The sequence below is a fragment of the Pontibacter roseus DSM 17521 genome (assembly GCF_000373265.1).
GTDB lineage: Bacteria > Bacteroidota > Bacteroidia > Cytophagales > Hymenobacteraceae > Pontibacter > Pontibacter roseus.
The window spans coordinates 1,352,614-1,367,092 of record NZ_KB890761.1 but is presented as its reverse complement, the minus strand read 5'-3'; the positions used below and the strand labels follow the sequence as shown (position 1 = coordinate 1,367,092).

The window sequence follows — 14,479 nt, the reverse complement described above, 5'->3', positions numbered from 1 at the left end:
TGATATTATTGCTTAGACTTAGTTATTAGGTGTAGTACCTGTTGCTGGGTTCTCCGTTCCGGGTTCAGCTGCTTCCTGCGCCTCTTCTGTTCCAGCGCCTGCCCCAGCCTCTCCTTTTTGCAATTGCTGCACATACATCACAATTTTCCAACGTTCCGTCGGGTTCACCTGTGAACCATGTGGCATCATCCTGCCTCTTCCGTTGGTGATGACATGGTAGATATGTCCTGCAGGCAATGTAGCTACTCTACCAGCACTGTAGGATGGAACACCTTTGAATTTCTGTCCAACCAGTCCTTGTCCGTCTCCCTCTGCACCATGGCATGAGGCACAGAAGCGCGAGTACAATACTTGTCCCTCAGCCAGGTTCTGCTCGTTGTACTCGAGAGGGTTTTTCATCTCCACTCCTGCTACTTCGGCTTCGTCCTTTGACAGGTACATGTTATACCCCATTTTTCCACGGGCCACAGAGCCAGGCGCAGGTTCGCGCATGTTCAGTCCGCCTGGGTTGTACAGGTTCTCTTTTACCTGAGAATATGGATCCAGCGCCACAGAATGGTACATATCAGGAGCATACTCCAATCCTGGGTCCTGATTGTTGCTACAGGCTACCAACATGGCGCCTGTGAATAATACGGCGGAGGCTTTTACGCCTAAATTTAGTAGACCTTTCATTATTTGCTTACCTCCTTCTCATTTACCTCAATGGCACCATTGGTACGGAGCAGGTTGTTAAGTGCTGACATGTCTGTTACACCTTCCTTCACTTCAATTGCCATCACAAACTTGTCATCTGTAGAGCGCTTATCAAAAACATTCACCTTGAAAGAAGGTTTCAGTTTAGTCACAATGAAGAAGGTAATCACCATACCGAAGGCTGCACACAGTACAGTCAATTCAAATGTTACCGGGATAAAGGCTGGTAGCGAAATGTGTGGCTTACCACCGATTATCATAGGCCAGTCAAATCCTAGCATCCAGATTTGCATCCACAAAGCGAAAGAAGTACCGAAAAGGCCACAGAAAAATGCCACGATGGGTAATCTGGATCGCTTTATACCTAATACATCATCTATGCCGTGTACCGGATATGGTGAGAATACTTCATATATGTTTGTACCGGCAGCCCGGACGTTCTCGATGGCCTGCAGCAGGACATCCTCATCATCGTAGATACCTAGAACGAATTTTTTAGTCATTGCTATGATGTGTATTAGTGTTCGAATCCTTATCAGTACCGTGCATAGTCTTTACTGGGTGATGCGTTACCTCTGAAGAAGACTTCAGTATGGCTTTCACCTCTGCCATGTTCACTACAGGGAAAAACTTGGCAAACAACAGGAAGAGCGTAAAGAAGAGTCCTATTGTTCCAACGTAAACGCCCACGTCTATGATAGTCGGAGAGAACATTGCCCAAGAAGATGGCAGGAAGTCTCTGTGCAGTGATGTTACGATGATTACGAATCGCTCGAACCACATACCGATGTTCACGAAGATAGAGATGATGAAGGTAGCTGTCAGGCTTCTTCTGATGCTTCTGAACCAGAAAAGCTGTGGGGTAATCACGTTACAAGTCATCATTGACCAGTAAGCCCACCAGTAAGGGCCAGTCGCACGGTTGATGAAGGCGTACTGCTCATACTCCACACCTGAGTACCAGGCAATGAAGAATTCAGTGATGTAAGCCACACCGACGATAGAACCAGTCAGGATGATTACCTTGTTCATAGACTCCACGTGCTCCAGTGTGATATAGTCTTCCAGTTTGAAGACCTTACGCGTGATAATCATCAGCGTCAGTACCATGGCGAAACCTGAGAAAATCGCACCTGCCACGAAATATGGAGGGAAGATTGTCGTGTGCCAGCCAGGTATAACAGACGTTGCAAAGTCCATGGATACAATGGTGTGTACAGAAAGTACCAGTGGTGTTGCAAGACCTGCCAAAATCAGCGACACTGTTTCATAGCGTGACCATGCCTTGGCAGAACCAGTCCAGCCGAAAGAAAGGAAGGCATAGGCTCTTCTGGCGATAGGGCCAGTCGCTCTGTCACNGATGGTAGCAAAGTCAGGTATAAGACCGATGTACCAGAATACCAGGGAAACAGAGAAGTAAGTTGAAATCGCGAATACGTCCCAAAGAAGAGGTGAGTTGAAGTTCACCCATAGCGAGCCAAAGGTGTTTGGCAGGGGAAGTACCCAGTAAGCCAGCCAAGGACGGCCCATGTGGAGTACCGGGAACATGGCGGCGCAGATTACGGCGAAAATCGTCATCGCTTCCGCTGCACGGTTAATGGACGTTCTCCACTTCTGACGGAATAGCAGGAGGATAGCTGATATAAGCGTACCGGCGTGACCGATACCTACCCACCAAACAAAGTTTGTGATGTCCCATGCCCAACCTACTGTTTTGTTTAGACCCCACTCACCAATACCAAACCAAAGGGTGCGGTATACGGACCAAAGAAAAATAGCCAGTCCCACAAGTGCCACAGCCAGGGCAGCGGCCCAACGTGCGTTGGGCTTCGCCTCCACCTGTCTGCAGACATCTTCGGTGATATCGTGGTATGTTTTACCCCCCGTTACCAGAGGCTCTCTTATCGGAGATACGTGCTGCATAGCGCTATCTAAGTTTTAAATTAAGCTAAGTTTCTAATTTTTGTCAGGTATGTCACGTTTGGCTGTACGTTCAGTTCCTCCAGTACGTGGAAAGCGCGCTCGCCATTCTCACGCACTAGAATCTGAGATATGCGGCTGTTCGGGTCCAGCATGTCGCCGAAGATAATGGCATCGGTAGGGCATGACTGCGCACAGGCACTCACTATCTCACCATCCACTGGTCTTCTGTTTTCACGCTTTGCCTCTAGCTTGCCAAGTTGAATACGCTGCACGCAGAAGGAGCATTTCTCCATCACACCTCTTGAACGAACAGTCACATCCGGGTTCAACACCATCTTGCCCAGGTCGTTGTTCATGTTGAAGTCGAACTTGTCGTTGTTGGCGTAAGCGAACCAGTTGAAACGGCGCACTTTATAAGGGCAGTTGTTAGCGCAATAGCGGGTACCTACGCAGCGGTTGTATACCATTTGGTTAACACCCTCTGAGCTGTGCATGGTGGCAGCAACTGGGCAAACCGTCTCACATGGAGCGTGGTTACAGTGCTGGCACATCATTGGCTGGAAGATTACGCTTGGATTCTCAGCAGGATCCTCCATGGTTTTGTAATCCTTCTCCTCGTGTTCCACAGAGCTGTAGTATCTATCGATACGCATCCAGTGCATCTCTCTGCGATTTAATACCTCTTGCTTGCCTACCACAGGAATGTTGTTCTCTGCCTGGCAGCTAATAGTACACGCACCGCAACCTATACAGGAGTTGAGGTCAATCACCATACCCCAGTGGTGGTTCTTGTACTCGTAATCCTCCCAAAGAGAGATAGCGGCTGGCTTCGCAGGCCCCTCGTGTGTAGCAAGGCGGATGTATTCGGTAACCTCTTTCGGGTTCTCCTGGTATTTTGCCAGTGTGTTCTCCTGCACTATCAGGCGGTCCATGATAGTGTGGTGCGTCTGCATCTGGGCAATCTCAATAGTAGAGTTTGTCTTCTCCAGTTGAACGGCACCTGTATATAGGATGGCGTCGTCTACCACAGTGGCAATAGGGAAAGCATTGGCGCCACGTCCTTTTGCCGTCGGCATGGAATCCAGCTGACGTCCATAGCCCATGGCTATACCTACTGTGCCCTGTGCCTGTCCTGGCTGAACGAGCACTGGCAGCTCTATGGATTTGCCGTTGCCAAACGACACCTTCATCACATTGCCCTGTACCACTCCCATTTCTTCTGCCATTCTGCGTGGCATCGTAATGTAGTTGTCCCAAGTAGCTTTGGTGATTGGATCCGCCATCTCCTGCAACCATGGGTTGTTGGCTTCTGAGCCAGTGCCTATCGCCACTTTCTCATACACAACAGCCTCAATCCCTTTTCCAGCGGCTTTTGCAGCTCTTCCGGCAGCCTCTGAAGCAGTCATGGTGCTGGCAGCTCCTGTATTCACAGCCAGCATGCTTGTTCCATTCTGCAACACACCATCGTGCACAGCTTTTTCCCAGAAGGCGTTGAAGTCTCCTGTCGCTGCTTTTCTCCAGTTGTTGCGGATATAATCGTAGTATGTGGTCTTGTTGCCGCTCCAGGCCAGCAGGCTGTCCTGCATCTGGCGCGTCATGAAAATCGGGCTGATTACCGGCTGAGCCAAAGAGATAAAGCCTCTTTTCGGCTCGTAGTCATTCCACGATTCCAGGTAGTGGTGGTCTGGCGTTACGTAATCTGCAAGAGAAGCTGTCTCTTCCACACGGTCAGCGAAAGACACCTTCAGTGGCACACGCTTCAAGCCGCTCACCACACGTTCCGCAAGCGGATGGTCGTATACCGGGTTTGCATTGTAGAAGAACACGGCAGCAACGCTACCATTGTTCATTTCTTCAATCAGGCGCAGCATCTGCGCATCACTGCCTTGCTTGGTATAGAAAGGAGCAGCCGTGTCAATGGTAGCACCTTCTGAACCTATTGTCTTATTGATGGCTGTCACCAGCGTCTGTACAGCAGGGTCGTTAGAACCAGACACTACCAAGGCGCGACCATTGTTGGCTCTCAAATCCTTGATAGCTGCATCAATAGCTTTCTTATCCACATTGGCAGGAGCGCTCGCGCCTTGCCCTGAGAGGCCATTGTAAATAGCTGTCACTACAGCCAGCTCTTCTGATGGCTTAATTGGAACTCGAACGTCAGCATTCGCACCAGTCAGCGACATAATGGCCTCAAACTGGTAGTGACGCGACATATTTCGCTTATCAGAAGATACCTTTCTGTTTTGGATGTACTGGTTAGCGAATGGAATTGGAGCAATCCAGGTGCCCAGGAAATCAGCGTTGATGCTTACGATAATGTTCGCTTTGCTGAAGTCATATCCTGGCACCGTGCCTCCGTTCGCACCGATTAGGGCAGATGCAGAGTTGGCATCATAGGTAACGTGCTCGAAATTGCCTAGCCCGGCACCGAACTCGTTAATCAGTTGTTTGGTTGATGGGCTGATAACGGTAGATGATACAAGAGCGACTTTGCCATTTGCTCCGGCGAGTGCTGCTCTTATTTCTTTGTCTACTTGGTCCCACTGCGCCTCTTTTCCTTTGATAAGCGGTGTGCGCAGTCTGTTGTTGTCATACAGGCTAAGCACAGAAGCCTGTGCCTTTGGGCTTGTACCTCTTGGTGTGAGTGAAGAGCCAGGGTTTGGCTCAATCTTTATAGGACGACCTTCGCGTGCCTTCACCAGGATGCTGTTGAAATCACCATCGTTGTAATAAGTAGAGGCATACCAGTTAGCTACACCTGGCTCTACATCTACCGGCTTGTTCAGGTAAGGTATGGCTTTTCTTACCGGGGCCTCACATGAAGCTAGCGTGGCTGCCGCCAAACCAAAGCCTAACAGTTTCAGGAAGTCTCTTCTAGGAGCAGTAACACCTGAAGACTCTCCTGCTCCATTAGTTTCGTTTATCGGCAGGAATTCTGGAAACTCATTATGAGCATGTTTTGCGAACTCAGGAGTATTTTCAAGCTCCTCTATTCCCTTCCAGTATTTTATTCTGTCTTGCATATTATATCTAGAAAACTCGAATCCTTTATTAATTGATTAATAGTGGCATTTGGAACATTCTGTACCACCATTAGAAGCCACTGTGAAGGCACCTTTAGAGCTCTGCTCATGCAGTTTCACCAGGTTGTCATAATATGCATTTCCTTCTGTGTTAAGCGGAGTTTCGCGGTGGCAATCAATACACCAGCCCATGGTGAGAGGGGAGTACTGGTAAACAACCTCCATCTCCTGGATTGGGCCGTGGCACGTCTGGCACTCCACACCGGCCACCTGCGTATGCTGTGCGTGGTTGAAGTAAGCCAGGTCAGGCAGGTTGTGGATACGAACCCACTCAATTGGCTTATTGCGCTCTATGGCCTTGTATATCTTCTGGATTTCAGGAGACTCTGCCTTGATTTGGCTGTGGCAGTTCATACAGATGTTTGCCGACGGTATGCTGGCGCTCTTGCCTTTGTACACGGTAGTGTGGCAGTAGTTACAGTCAATCTGGTGCTCACCTGCGTGCAGTTTATGCGAGAAAGCGATTGGCTGCTTAGGAGCGTATCCCTCCTGTATACCTATGCCCATCACCTTGTTAAGTCCCAAATCCAACAACACCACCACGAATATCAGCACAACCAGCGTGCGAACCGCTTTTGACTTGTACACCTTGGAGAAGTCGAAACGCTGGTTAACCACCTCTGCGTCATACTCATCCAGCTGCTTGTTCTTGTTCAAGTAGTTCTTCAGCAGGGAGGTAATCAGCAACAGGGTCACTACCAACACTATCAGCACCACAATCAGCACCACCAGAACAATGTCCAGATAGCCTCCAACTGCACCTACGGCATCTGTACCCACATTCTGACCTGGAGCAGTTTCCGCTCCGCTAGCCGGGCCAGCAGTCTCGGCAGCTACTGATTCAGCTGATTTAATGTAGGTAAGGATAGACACCACCTCTTCGTCAGAGAAGGCGAAAGAAGGCATCGCCTGCTTGTTGAACTGGTTGTAAACGGCTACTGCATCTTTGTCGCCGGACTGAATCAACGCCTGTGAGTTCTTAATCCAGCTAATCAGCCAAGGCTGCGCTCTACGCTCATTTATACCTTTTAAGCCAGGACCAACCACCACATCATCTCCAACAGAGTGACAGACAACGCAGTTGTTCTTGTACAAGGCCTCACCTGCGCTCACGATGGCAGGATCTTCTGGTTTCAGACCTACACCGCCCTGTGCCGCCCCTGGAGTCGACAACCCGAAAGTAGTCGCCAGAGAAAACAAAAAGGCAATCAGTAATTTGGTTTTTGCTCTTCGTATACAGCTAATCATAGCCAGGATCACTTGTGTGTTTAGTATGATGGTGAAATTACTTTACGGGCACAAACTTACTACCTGAAACCCATTAATCAAACATTATATGTTTATTTTTGGCCCTATACACAATATCACTGAAGGCACCACACCTTGTAGCGTATTTCCTTTGTTCTTTTCGTTTAAAGGGCATTTTATTTAAACTGATTCTAAATAAGCAGAGTGCTCACAGGCTTTTACTATCCTGTTTTGATACAATAATTTCCCTGCTACAGGCCATTCTGGACAACATCCTTGTTGAACTTAATTATTTCTGTTTTTGTTGTCAAAACCTTTTCATTTTCAGCTATTTAAGTAAATACCGCAGTAATTTTGGAATTTCCTCCTACTCCTTATTAATATATATCTTTTAAGAGGTATAGCAGCACCTGCTGTGTACGTGTCCTATCCGGTTGTACCCATACCTTAAAATTTGGCGCAAGTTTTTGTATTACAGAATCATTGATGTATATTTGCACCCTAAAACAAAAAATTCTCATAACCAAATGGAATTAAAAAATTACGAAACGGTCTTCATCCTGACTCCGTTGCTTAACGAGACTCAGATGCAGGAAACGGTCGAGAAGTTCAGACAGGTGCTTAAGGAAAATAGCGCCGACATTATCCACGAAGAGAACTGGGGTCTACGTAAGCTTGCTTACCCAATCCAGAAGAAATCCACTGGTTTCTATCACCTCATCGAGTTTAAGGCTCCATCTACTGTAATTGATGTGCTTGAGCTGGCTTATCGCCGCGACGAAAAAGTTGTTCGCTTCCTGACCACTGCCCTAGACAAGCACGCTGTGACTTACAATGAGCGCAGAAGAAAAGGTGAGTTCAAATCACAGGCTAAAAAAGAGGAGGTTAAAGCATAATGAGCTTAGTAAACGAAAGAGTACACAAACAAGATAACCGTCAGAAATACTGCCGCTTCAAGAAGAGCGGTATCAAGTACATTGACTACAAAGACGGCAACTTCCTGCTTAAGTTCGTGAACGAGCAGGGCAAAATCCTTCCAAGAAGGTTGACAGGCACTAGCCTTAAGTTCCAGCGCAAGGTGTCACAGGCTGTTGCCCGTGCACGCCACTTGGCTATTCTGCCTTACGTAACAGATTCTTTAAAATAAGGAGGGATTGATAATGGAAGTAATACTTAGAGATGACGTTAAGAACCTGGGCTACAAGAACGATATCGTTACTGTAAAGCCAGGATATGGCCGTAACTACCTTATCCCGCAAGGGCTGGCGGTTATCGCTGACAAGACGAACAAGAAAATCGTAGCTGAAAACGTACGTCAGGCCTCCCACAAACTGGAGAAAATCCAGAACGACGCGCAGGAACTGGCAAACAGCATCGGTGATATCACGCTGGAGATTCCAGCTAAAGTAGGTGAGACCGGAAAGATTTTCGGTTCAGTAACTACTAACCAGATTGCTGAGGCGCTTAAGGCTAAAGGTCACGATGTGGATCGCAAGCGTATTTCTTTTGACCAGGACGTGAAAACAGCCGGCGAATATACTGCCACGCTGAACCTGCACAAAGAAGTGAAGCACCAGGTACGTTTCAACGTAGTTGCTGAATAGCACTAAGCTGAAAATAATCTATACCAAAAGCGCCCTGCCCACAGCAGGGCGCTTTTTTTGTTACCTGCTCCGGCTTATCTTGTAACAGCAAGGCATACCTATACCTATACCTATGTTTCGGACAGAAGTAAACATCCCCTCCAGCGGACTCGACCTGACACTGCAGGATGGCATCGTGACCATGGGCTCCTGCTTTGCCGATGTGATAGGCAATAGGCTGCGGCAGAACAAGGCAAAGGTGCTTGTCAGCCCATTCGGCACTATCTTCAATCCTTTGTCTGTCTGCAAATTACTGGATGCGGCCACGGGTGAACAGCCTGATTGGGAACAGCACCTCGTGCAGCACCAAGGCATTTGGTACGCATATGACTTGCATTCCTCCCTCTCCTCCCCCGACAAAACCGAGCTGCTGCAGCTCATCTCGCATCGGCTTCAAACCACGCAACAGGCACTACAAGAGGCCAAGCTGCTCATCATCACCTTGGGCACAGCCGTTGGGTACCGTCTGCACAGCACCGGCCAAGTGGTTGCTAACTGCCATAGACTGCCCGCCCGCAACTTCACGCGCCAACTCCTCTCCACCGATGAGATGATGAATGCCTTTGGCTATACCTTGTACCAACTGCGCAGGCTGAACCCAGGCTTGAAGGTGCTGCTCACCGTCAGTCCCGTGCGGCACATTAAAGAAACCTTAGAGACCAACAGCGTCAGCAAGGCGTTGCTGCGCGTCATCTGCCACCTGTTGGTGGAGCGGCATGAGGAGGTGTCTTACTTTCCGGCCTACGAAATCATGCTGGACGATTTGCGCGATTACCGCTTCTACGGCCGCGACATGCTACACCCCACTGAAACCGCAGAGGATTATATCTGGGAGAAGTTCACAGCCGCTTACCTTCACCCGGATTTCATCGCCTTTCATAAAGAATGGGGAAAAATGCGGCGGGCGCTGGCACACCGGCCTTTCCATCCAAATACGGAGGCTCACCAGTCATTTCTCAGAAACACGCTCCAGCAGCTCCAGCAGCTCCAGCTAAGGTATGGCATTGCTATAGAACCAGAGGAGCAGCTGCTCCGCGAGCAACTGATTCCCTGATACAGCTTTGGGCTGAACTGTCTACCGCCACCGCCTTAGCATACTTTTGCCTGACTTGCCCGTAGGTATAGAGTGCCGCAGACTAGCACTAACCCTTGATGACTATGGCCGCAGACAGAAAATCCAACAGACTGATACACGAGAGCAGCCCTTATCTGCTGCAGCACGCCTATAACCCCGTAGATTGGCACCCATGGGGCGAGGAGGCGCTGCAGAAGGCAAAACAGGAGGACAAACCCATCCTGGTGAGCATCGGTTATGCTGCCTGCCATTGGTGCCACGTGATGGAGCATCAGTCGTTTGAGCATGAAAAGATTGCCCAGATCATGAACGAGCACTTCGTCTGCATCAAAGTGGACCGGGAGGAACGACCGGATGTGGACGCCATCTACATGGAAACGCTGCACGCCATGGGCGTTAATGGTGGCTGGCCACTAAATGTGTTCCTTACCCCAGAGAGCAAGCCCTTCTACGGCGGCACTTATTTCACGCCGCAGCAGTGGGTGAACCTGCTGCTGAGTATTGCGGATACCTATAAGAACAAGCGGGAAGAGCTGCATGACACAGCAGAGCAATTCATGCAACACCTCAACCAGAGCGAGTTGGAGAAGTTCGGGCTGCAGAAAGCGGATGCACAGACAAGCGAAGAGGAGTTCCAGCTCATGTTCACTAACCTCAGCCAGCGTTTCGACAAGAAACACGGGGGGCTAGGCGAAGCGCCCAAGTTCCCGATGCCAACCAATTATCTCTTCCTGCTCCGCTACTTCTACCACACCCAAGACGAGGCGGCACTGAAACACCTGAACCTGACCCTGCACGAGATGGCCTATGGCGGTATCTACGACCAGGTTGGCGGTGGCTTCGCCCGCTACTCTGTGGATGCGGAGTGGCTCGTGCCGCATTTCGAGAAGATGCTCTTTGACAACGGCCAACTCGTCAGCCTATACTCCGAGGCCTACCAGCTGACCAAAGACCCGCTCTACAAAGATGTGGTGTATGAAACAATCACTTTCATAGAACGCGAGCTGATGAGTGAGGAAGGCGGCTTCTACTCTTCCCTCGACGCGGACAGCGAGGGCGTGGAGGGCAAGTTCTATGTTTTCACCAAAGACGAGCTGCAAGACATCATCGGAGAAGAGGAACCCGTCTTCTCTAAATACTACCACGCCACGGCCACCGGCAACTTCGAGCACGGCCAGAACATCCTGCACCGCCGCATCAGCGATGCGCACTTTGCCAAGGAAAACGAGCTGGAGCTGGAGGTGCTGGAGGAGATGGTGAAGTCCTGGAAGGAGAAGCTGCTGGAGGCACGGGCCAAACGGGTAAGGCCTGGCTTGGATGACAAGATTCTCTGCTCCTGGAACGCGCTCATGCTCAAAGGGCTGGCCGACGCCTACTATACCTTTGGCAACAAGCATTTCCTGGAACTGGCCATCCAGAACGCCAACTTTCTGCTGCAGCACCTGAAGCAAGGCGACAGGCTGTACCATAATTATAAGGAAGGCAAAGCCACCATCACCGGTTTTCTGGAGGACTATGCCCTGCTTATCCGGGCGCTCATCCGGGTATACGAGATTACGTTCGACGAAAAGTGGCTGCAGGAGGCAAAACAGCTGACAGAGTACACCCTCTCCCACTTTTTCGACGAGGCCGAAGGTATGTTCTTCTTTACCGACGACAACGCCGAAAAGCTCATAGCCCGCAGAAAGGAGATTTTCGACAACGTCATACCTTCTTCCAACTCTGTGATGGCGACAAACCTGCATTTTCTGAGTCTCTACTTTGACGAGGAGCGCTACCGGCAGCTTTCTGATGCCATGCTGGCGCGGGTAAGGCCACTGGTGGTGAAGGAGCCATCGCACCTGAGCAATTGGGCTATGCTCTACTACCACAAACTCAAACCAACCGCCGAAGTCGCCATTGTGGGGCCTGAGACCCCGGAGATGCGCTCTGAAATCAGCTCTTTCTACATTCCGAACATGCTACTGGCGGGCACCGAGCAGACAAGCGAATTGCCACTCCTGCAGGACCGCGAAGCCATACAAGGCAAGACCACTCTATACGTCTGCTATAACCGGACCTGCCAATTGCCGGTGCACTCGCCGGCAGAGGCGCTGAAGCAGCTGCAGGGCGCGGGGCAGCAAAACACCAAGTTCCCGACACTGTAGCACACAGCCACAGCGCCCGAAATGCTTCGGGAATTACCGGCTTTTTTGCGACATTTGCAGAAGCACCTTCTATACCTGCGCTTTTGTCCGAACTGCTCAATTTCAATTATCCGCCGGAGCCGGCCGTGGACCGCGTCACGCTTTTCGCTGACGTGATACTGCCCCTGCCCCTGCCGAAGCTCTATACCTACCGCATCCCGTTCGAGATGAACGATGATGTGCTGGTGGGCGCGCGGGTGATTGTGCAGTTCGGTGCCAAGAAGGTGCTCAGCTGCATCGTGGCCGACATACATGAGAACGCGCCGGCCGATTACCAGGCCAAGTACATCCTGGACGTGCTGGATGACAAACCCATTGTCACGGTGCCGCAGCTCAAGCTATTCAAGTGGATTGCCGACTACTACATGTGTACGCTCGGTGAGGTCATTAACGCGGCACTCCCTTCTGCCCTGAAGCTGAGCAGCGAATCCCGTATACAGCTGCACCCGCACTTCAACCCCGAGGAGGACGATATCCCGCTGGCGGCGCAGGAGGCCAAAATCATCTATGCGCTGGAGCAGAACCAGGCGCTGACCTTTTCGGAGGTAGGCAACCTGCTGCAAATCAAGAGCTACCACAAGTTCATCAAGTCGCTGATACAGAAAGAGGCGATTATCATATTTGAGCAGGTCAGCGACAAGTTCTCGCCCAAGGTGGTGAAGAAAATCCGCCTGACGGAGCACTTTGTGCACGAGGAAGGCATGCTGGAAGAACTCTTCACACAGCTCACGCCCAAACCGAAGCAACTCGACGTGCTGCTCAACTATCTCCAGAAAGTGCCCGTGCACCAGGATGTGCATCTGAATTTTGCAGGTATAGAAAAAAGCGCCCTCACAAACAACACGCACCTTTCCAAGTCCTCCATTGATTCGCTCATCAAAAAGGGCGTGCTGGAACAGTTTGACCAGATTATCTCCCGTTTTCCGGTAGACAACTCGGTTCCGTTGAAGCCCATGAAGCTGTCAGAACACCAGGAGCAGGCCAAGGACGAGATACTGGGGCTGTTCAAGGAAAAAGACACCGTGCTGCTGCATGGCGTGACCGGCAGCGGCAAAACCGAGGTATACATCGACCTGATAAAGCACGCGCTCGAAGGCGGTGGCCAGGTGCTATACCTGCTACCCGAGATTGCACTCACCGCCCAGATTGTGACGCGCCTTATGAAGGTGTTCGGCGATAAGCTGGGCATCTACCATTCTAAGTTCTCTGACAACGAGCGGGCCGAGGTATGGCAAGGTGTGTTGTCCGGTCGCTTTCAGATAGTAGTAGGCGTGCGCTCAGCCGTCTTCCTGCCTTTCCATGCGTTGTCGCTCATCATCGTGGATGAGGAGCACGAGCCAAGTTACAAGCAGTACGACCCAGCCCCTAGGTATAACGCCCGCGAAACCGCCTTGATGATGGCGCATCTGCAGGGTGCCAAGACGCTGCTGGGCTCGGCCACGCCAGCCATTGAGACCTATTACAACTGCAGGACCGGCCGCTGGGGATTGGTGACCATGAGCAAGCGCTATGGCGAGGCCCAGCTCCCGGACATCGAGCTCATTAACATACGGGAGGAGCAGCACCGCAAGAACATGCACAGCCACTTCTCGGGCAAACTCATCACGGCCATCGAAGAACGTCTGGCACGGCACGAGCAGGTCATCCTGTTCCAGAACCGCCGGGGCTACGCGCCCTTCATCTCCTGCGACGAATGCTCCTGGATACCCAAGTGCCGCCATTGTGCCGTGAGCCTCTCCTACCACAAGTACAACAGCGAGCTCCGCTGCCACTACTGCGGCTACCACGAGCGCATGCCCAACGACTGCCCCGCCTGCGGCGCCACCACGCTCAAGAGCATGGGATTCGGCACCGAGAAGGTGGAGGACGACCTGAAGCTGATATTGCCCAACGCCGAGGTGCAGCGCATGGACCTGGACACGACCAAGAAGAAGAACAGCTATCAGCAGATTATCGCGGATTTTGAGAATGGCAAGACCAACGTCCTGATTGGCACTCAAATGGTGACCAAAGGCCTGGATTTTGAGAATGTGAGCCTGGTGGGTATACTCAACGCCGACAGCATCATCCACTTCCCCGATTTCCGGGCACATGAGCGGGCCTACCAGCTGTTTGTGCAGGTGAGCGGGCGCGCCGGGCGCAAAGGCAAGCCAGGCACCGTGCTGATACAGACCAGGGACCCGCTGCAGCCTATCTTCCGGAAGGTGCACAGCAACGACTATACCTCGCTTTACGAACATGAGATTGAGGAGCGCATGCGCTTCGGCTATCCGCCTTTTGCCCGCATGATACGCATCACGGTGAAGCATGCCGAGGAAAAGGTATCGGAGAACGCCGCCATCGTGCTGGCACAGGACCTGACGGACCGGCTGGGCAAACAACTGGTGCTAGGGCCCGAAGTACCGTACATCTTCAAAATCCGGAACCTGTTTTTGAACGAGATTCACATCAAGCTGCCGCGCGAGAACGTGAACCTGCGCGCTGCCAAGCAGGAGGTCGCCGCAGCCATCCGGCAGCTCCACCTCCTCCCCGACTTCAAAGGCATGCGGGTGGTAGCGGATGTGGACCCGGCGTAGACAGCCATGAACGAATTCATTTCAAAAATATTTCATTTTTGCCTAACCA

General features: G+C 51.1%; 11 protein-coding genes. 6 read left to right on the top strand and 5 right to left on the bottom strand.

Going from position 1 to position 14,479, the window contains the following annotated elements; translation table 11 throughout:
• Nucleotides 1-18: 18 nt before the first annotated feature.
• The 5 genes from B051_RS0106265 to B051_RS0106245 all read right to left on the bottom strand — a co-directional run bounded on the left by B051_RS0106265 (nucleotide 19) and on the right by B051_RS0106245 (nucleotide 6,950).
• Nucleotides 19-675 (bottom strand): c-type cytochrome, encoded by a 657-nt coding sequence (locus B051_RS0106265; RefSeq protein WP_026236220.1) that lies wholly within the window; start codon nucleotides 673-675, stop codon nucleotides 19-21.
• A complete protein-coding gene (locus B051_RS0106260; RefSeq protein WP_018477330.1) occupies nucleotides 675-1,199 on the bottom strand; it encodes a DUF3341 domain-containing protein in 525 nt (174 codons plus the stop codon). The genes B051_RS0106265 and B051_RS0106260 overlap by 1 nt, the downstream gene beginning before the upstream one ends.
• Entirely contained in the window at nucleotides 1,192-2,619 is a 1,428-nt protein-coding gene (nrfD, locus tag B051_RS0106255; RefSeq protein ID WP_018477329.1) for an NrfD/PsrC family molybdoenzyme membrane anchor subunit, read from the bottom strand. Before nrfD ends, B051_RS0106260 begins: the two co-directional genes overlap by 8 nt.
• Nucleotides 2,620-2,639: 20 nt before the next feature.
• Nucleotides 2,640-5,642 (bottom strand): TAT-variant-translocated molybdopterin oxidoreductase, encoded by a 3,003-nt coding sequence (locus B051_RS0106250; protein ID WP_018477328.1) that lies wholly within the window; start codon nucleotides 5,640-5,642, stop codon nucleotides 2,640-2,642.
• A gap of 36 nt (nucleotides 5,643-5,678) precedes the next feature.
• On the bottom strand, nucleotides 5,679-6,950 hold the full coding sequence (locus tag B051_RS0106245; protein ID WP_051080634.1) for a c-type cytochrome: 1,272 nt from the start codon (nucleotides 6,948-6,950) through the stop codon (nucleotides 5,679-5,681).
• 527 nt (nucleotides 6,951-7,477) lie between these two features.
• Between B051_RS0106245 and rpsF the strand changes: the two genes are divergently transcribed.
• The 6 genes from rpsF to priA all read left to right on the top strand — a co-directional run bounded on the left by rpsF (nucleotide 7,478) and on the right by priA (nucleotide 14,430).
• Nucleotides 7,478-7,846, top strand: a complete 369-nt coding sequence (gene rpsF, locus B051_RS0106240; RefSeq protein ID WP_018477326.1) for a 30S ribosomal protein S6 — start codon at nucleotides 7,478-7,480, stop codon at nucleotides 7,844-7,846.
• Nucleotides 7,846-8,097 (top strand): 30S ribosomal protein S18, encoded by a 252-nt coding sequence (gene rpsR / locus B051_RS0106235; RefSeq protein WP_018477325.1) that lies wholly within the window; start codon nucleotides 7,846-7,848, stop codon nucleotides 8,095-8,097. The genes rpsF and rpsR overlap by 1 nt, the downstream gene beginning before the upstream one ends.
• 13 nt (nucleotides 8,098-8,110) lie before the next feature.
• The gene (gene rplI, locus B051_RS0106230; protein ID WP_018477324.1) at nucleotides 8,111-8,554 is read left to right on the top strand and encodes a 50S ribosomal protein L9; all 444 of its coding nucleotides are present in this window, start codon (nucleotides 8,111-8,113) and stop codon (nucleotides 8,552-8,554) included.
• Between the two features lie 112 nt (nucleotides 8,555-8,666).
• Nucleotides 8,667-9,647, top strand: coding sequence for a GSCFA domain-containing protein (locus tag B051_RS0106225; RefSeq protein WP_018477323.1), 981 nt, complete (start codon nucleotides 8,667-8,669; stop codon nucleotides 9,645-9,647).
• Between the two features lie 104 nt (nucleotides 9,648-9,751).
• On the top strand, nucleotides 9,752-11,815 hold the full coding sequence (locus B051_RS0106220) for a thioredoxin domain-containing protein (RefSeq protein ID WP_018477322.1): 2,064 nt from the start codon (nucleotides 9,752-9,754) through the stop codon (nucleotides 11,813-11,815).
• A gap of 83 nt (nucleotides 11,816-11,898) precedes the next feature.
• Nucleotides 11,899-14,430 carry a replication restart helicase PriA gene (gene priA / locus B051_RS0106215; protein ID WP_018477321.1) on the top strand — a complete coding sequence of 844 codons (2,532 nt, stop codon included), beginning with the start codon at nucleotides 11,899-11,901 and terminating at the stop codon, nucleotides 14,428-14,430.
• Nucleotides 14,431-14,479: the final 49 nt, after the last annotated feature.

What these genes read in the sequence shown, in the direction of transcription:
- B051_RS0106260 (WP_018477330.1), bottom strand. Translation starts at nt 1,199, where the DNA reads ATGACTAAAAAATTCGTTCTAGGTATCTACGATGATGAGGATGTCCTG.
- rpsF (WP_018477326.1), top strand. Translation starts at nt 7,478, where the DNA reads ATGGAATTAAAAAATTACGAAACGGTCTTCATCCTGACTCCGTTGCTT.
- rpsR (WP_018477325.1), top strand. Translation starts at nt 7,846, where the DNA reads ATGAGCTTAGTAAACGAAAGAGTACACAAACAAGATAACCGTCAGAAA.
- B051_RS0106225 (WP_018477323.1), top strand. Translation starts at nt 8,667, where the DNA reads ATGTTTCGGACAGAAGTAAACATCCCCTCCAGCGGACTCGACCTGACA.
- B051_RS0106220 (WP_018477322.1), top strand. Translation starts at nt 9,752, where the DNA reads ATGGCCGCAGACAGAAAATCCAACAGACTGATACACGAGAGCAGCCCT.
- B051_RS0106265 (WP_026236220.1), bottom strand. Translation starts at nt 675, where the DNA reads ATGAAAGGTCTACTAAATTTAGGCGTAAAAGCCTCCGCCGTATTATTC.
- B051_RS0106250 (WP_018477328.1), bottom strand. Translation starts at nt 5,642, where the DNA reads ATGCAAGACAGAATAAAATACTGGAAGGGAATAGAGGAGCTTGAAAAT.
- rplI (WP_018477324.1), top strand. Translation starts at nt 8,111, where the DNA reads ATGGAAGTAATACTTAGAGATGACGTTAAGAACCTGGGCTACAAGAAC.
- B051_RS0106245 (WP_051080634.1), bottom strand. Translation starts at nt 6,950, where the DNA reads ATGATTAGCTGTATACGAAGAGCAAAAACCAAATTACTGATTGCCTTT.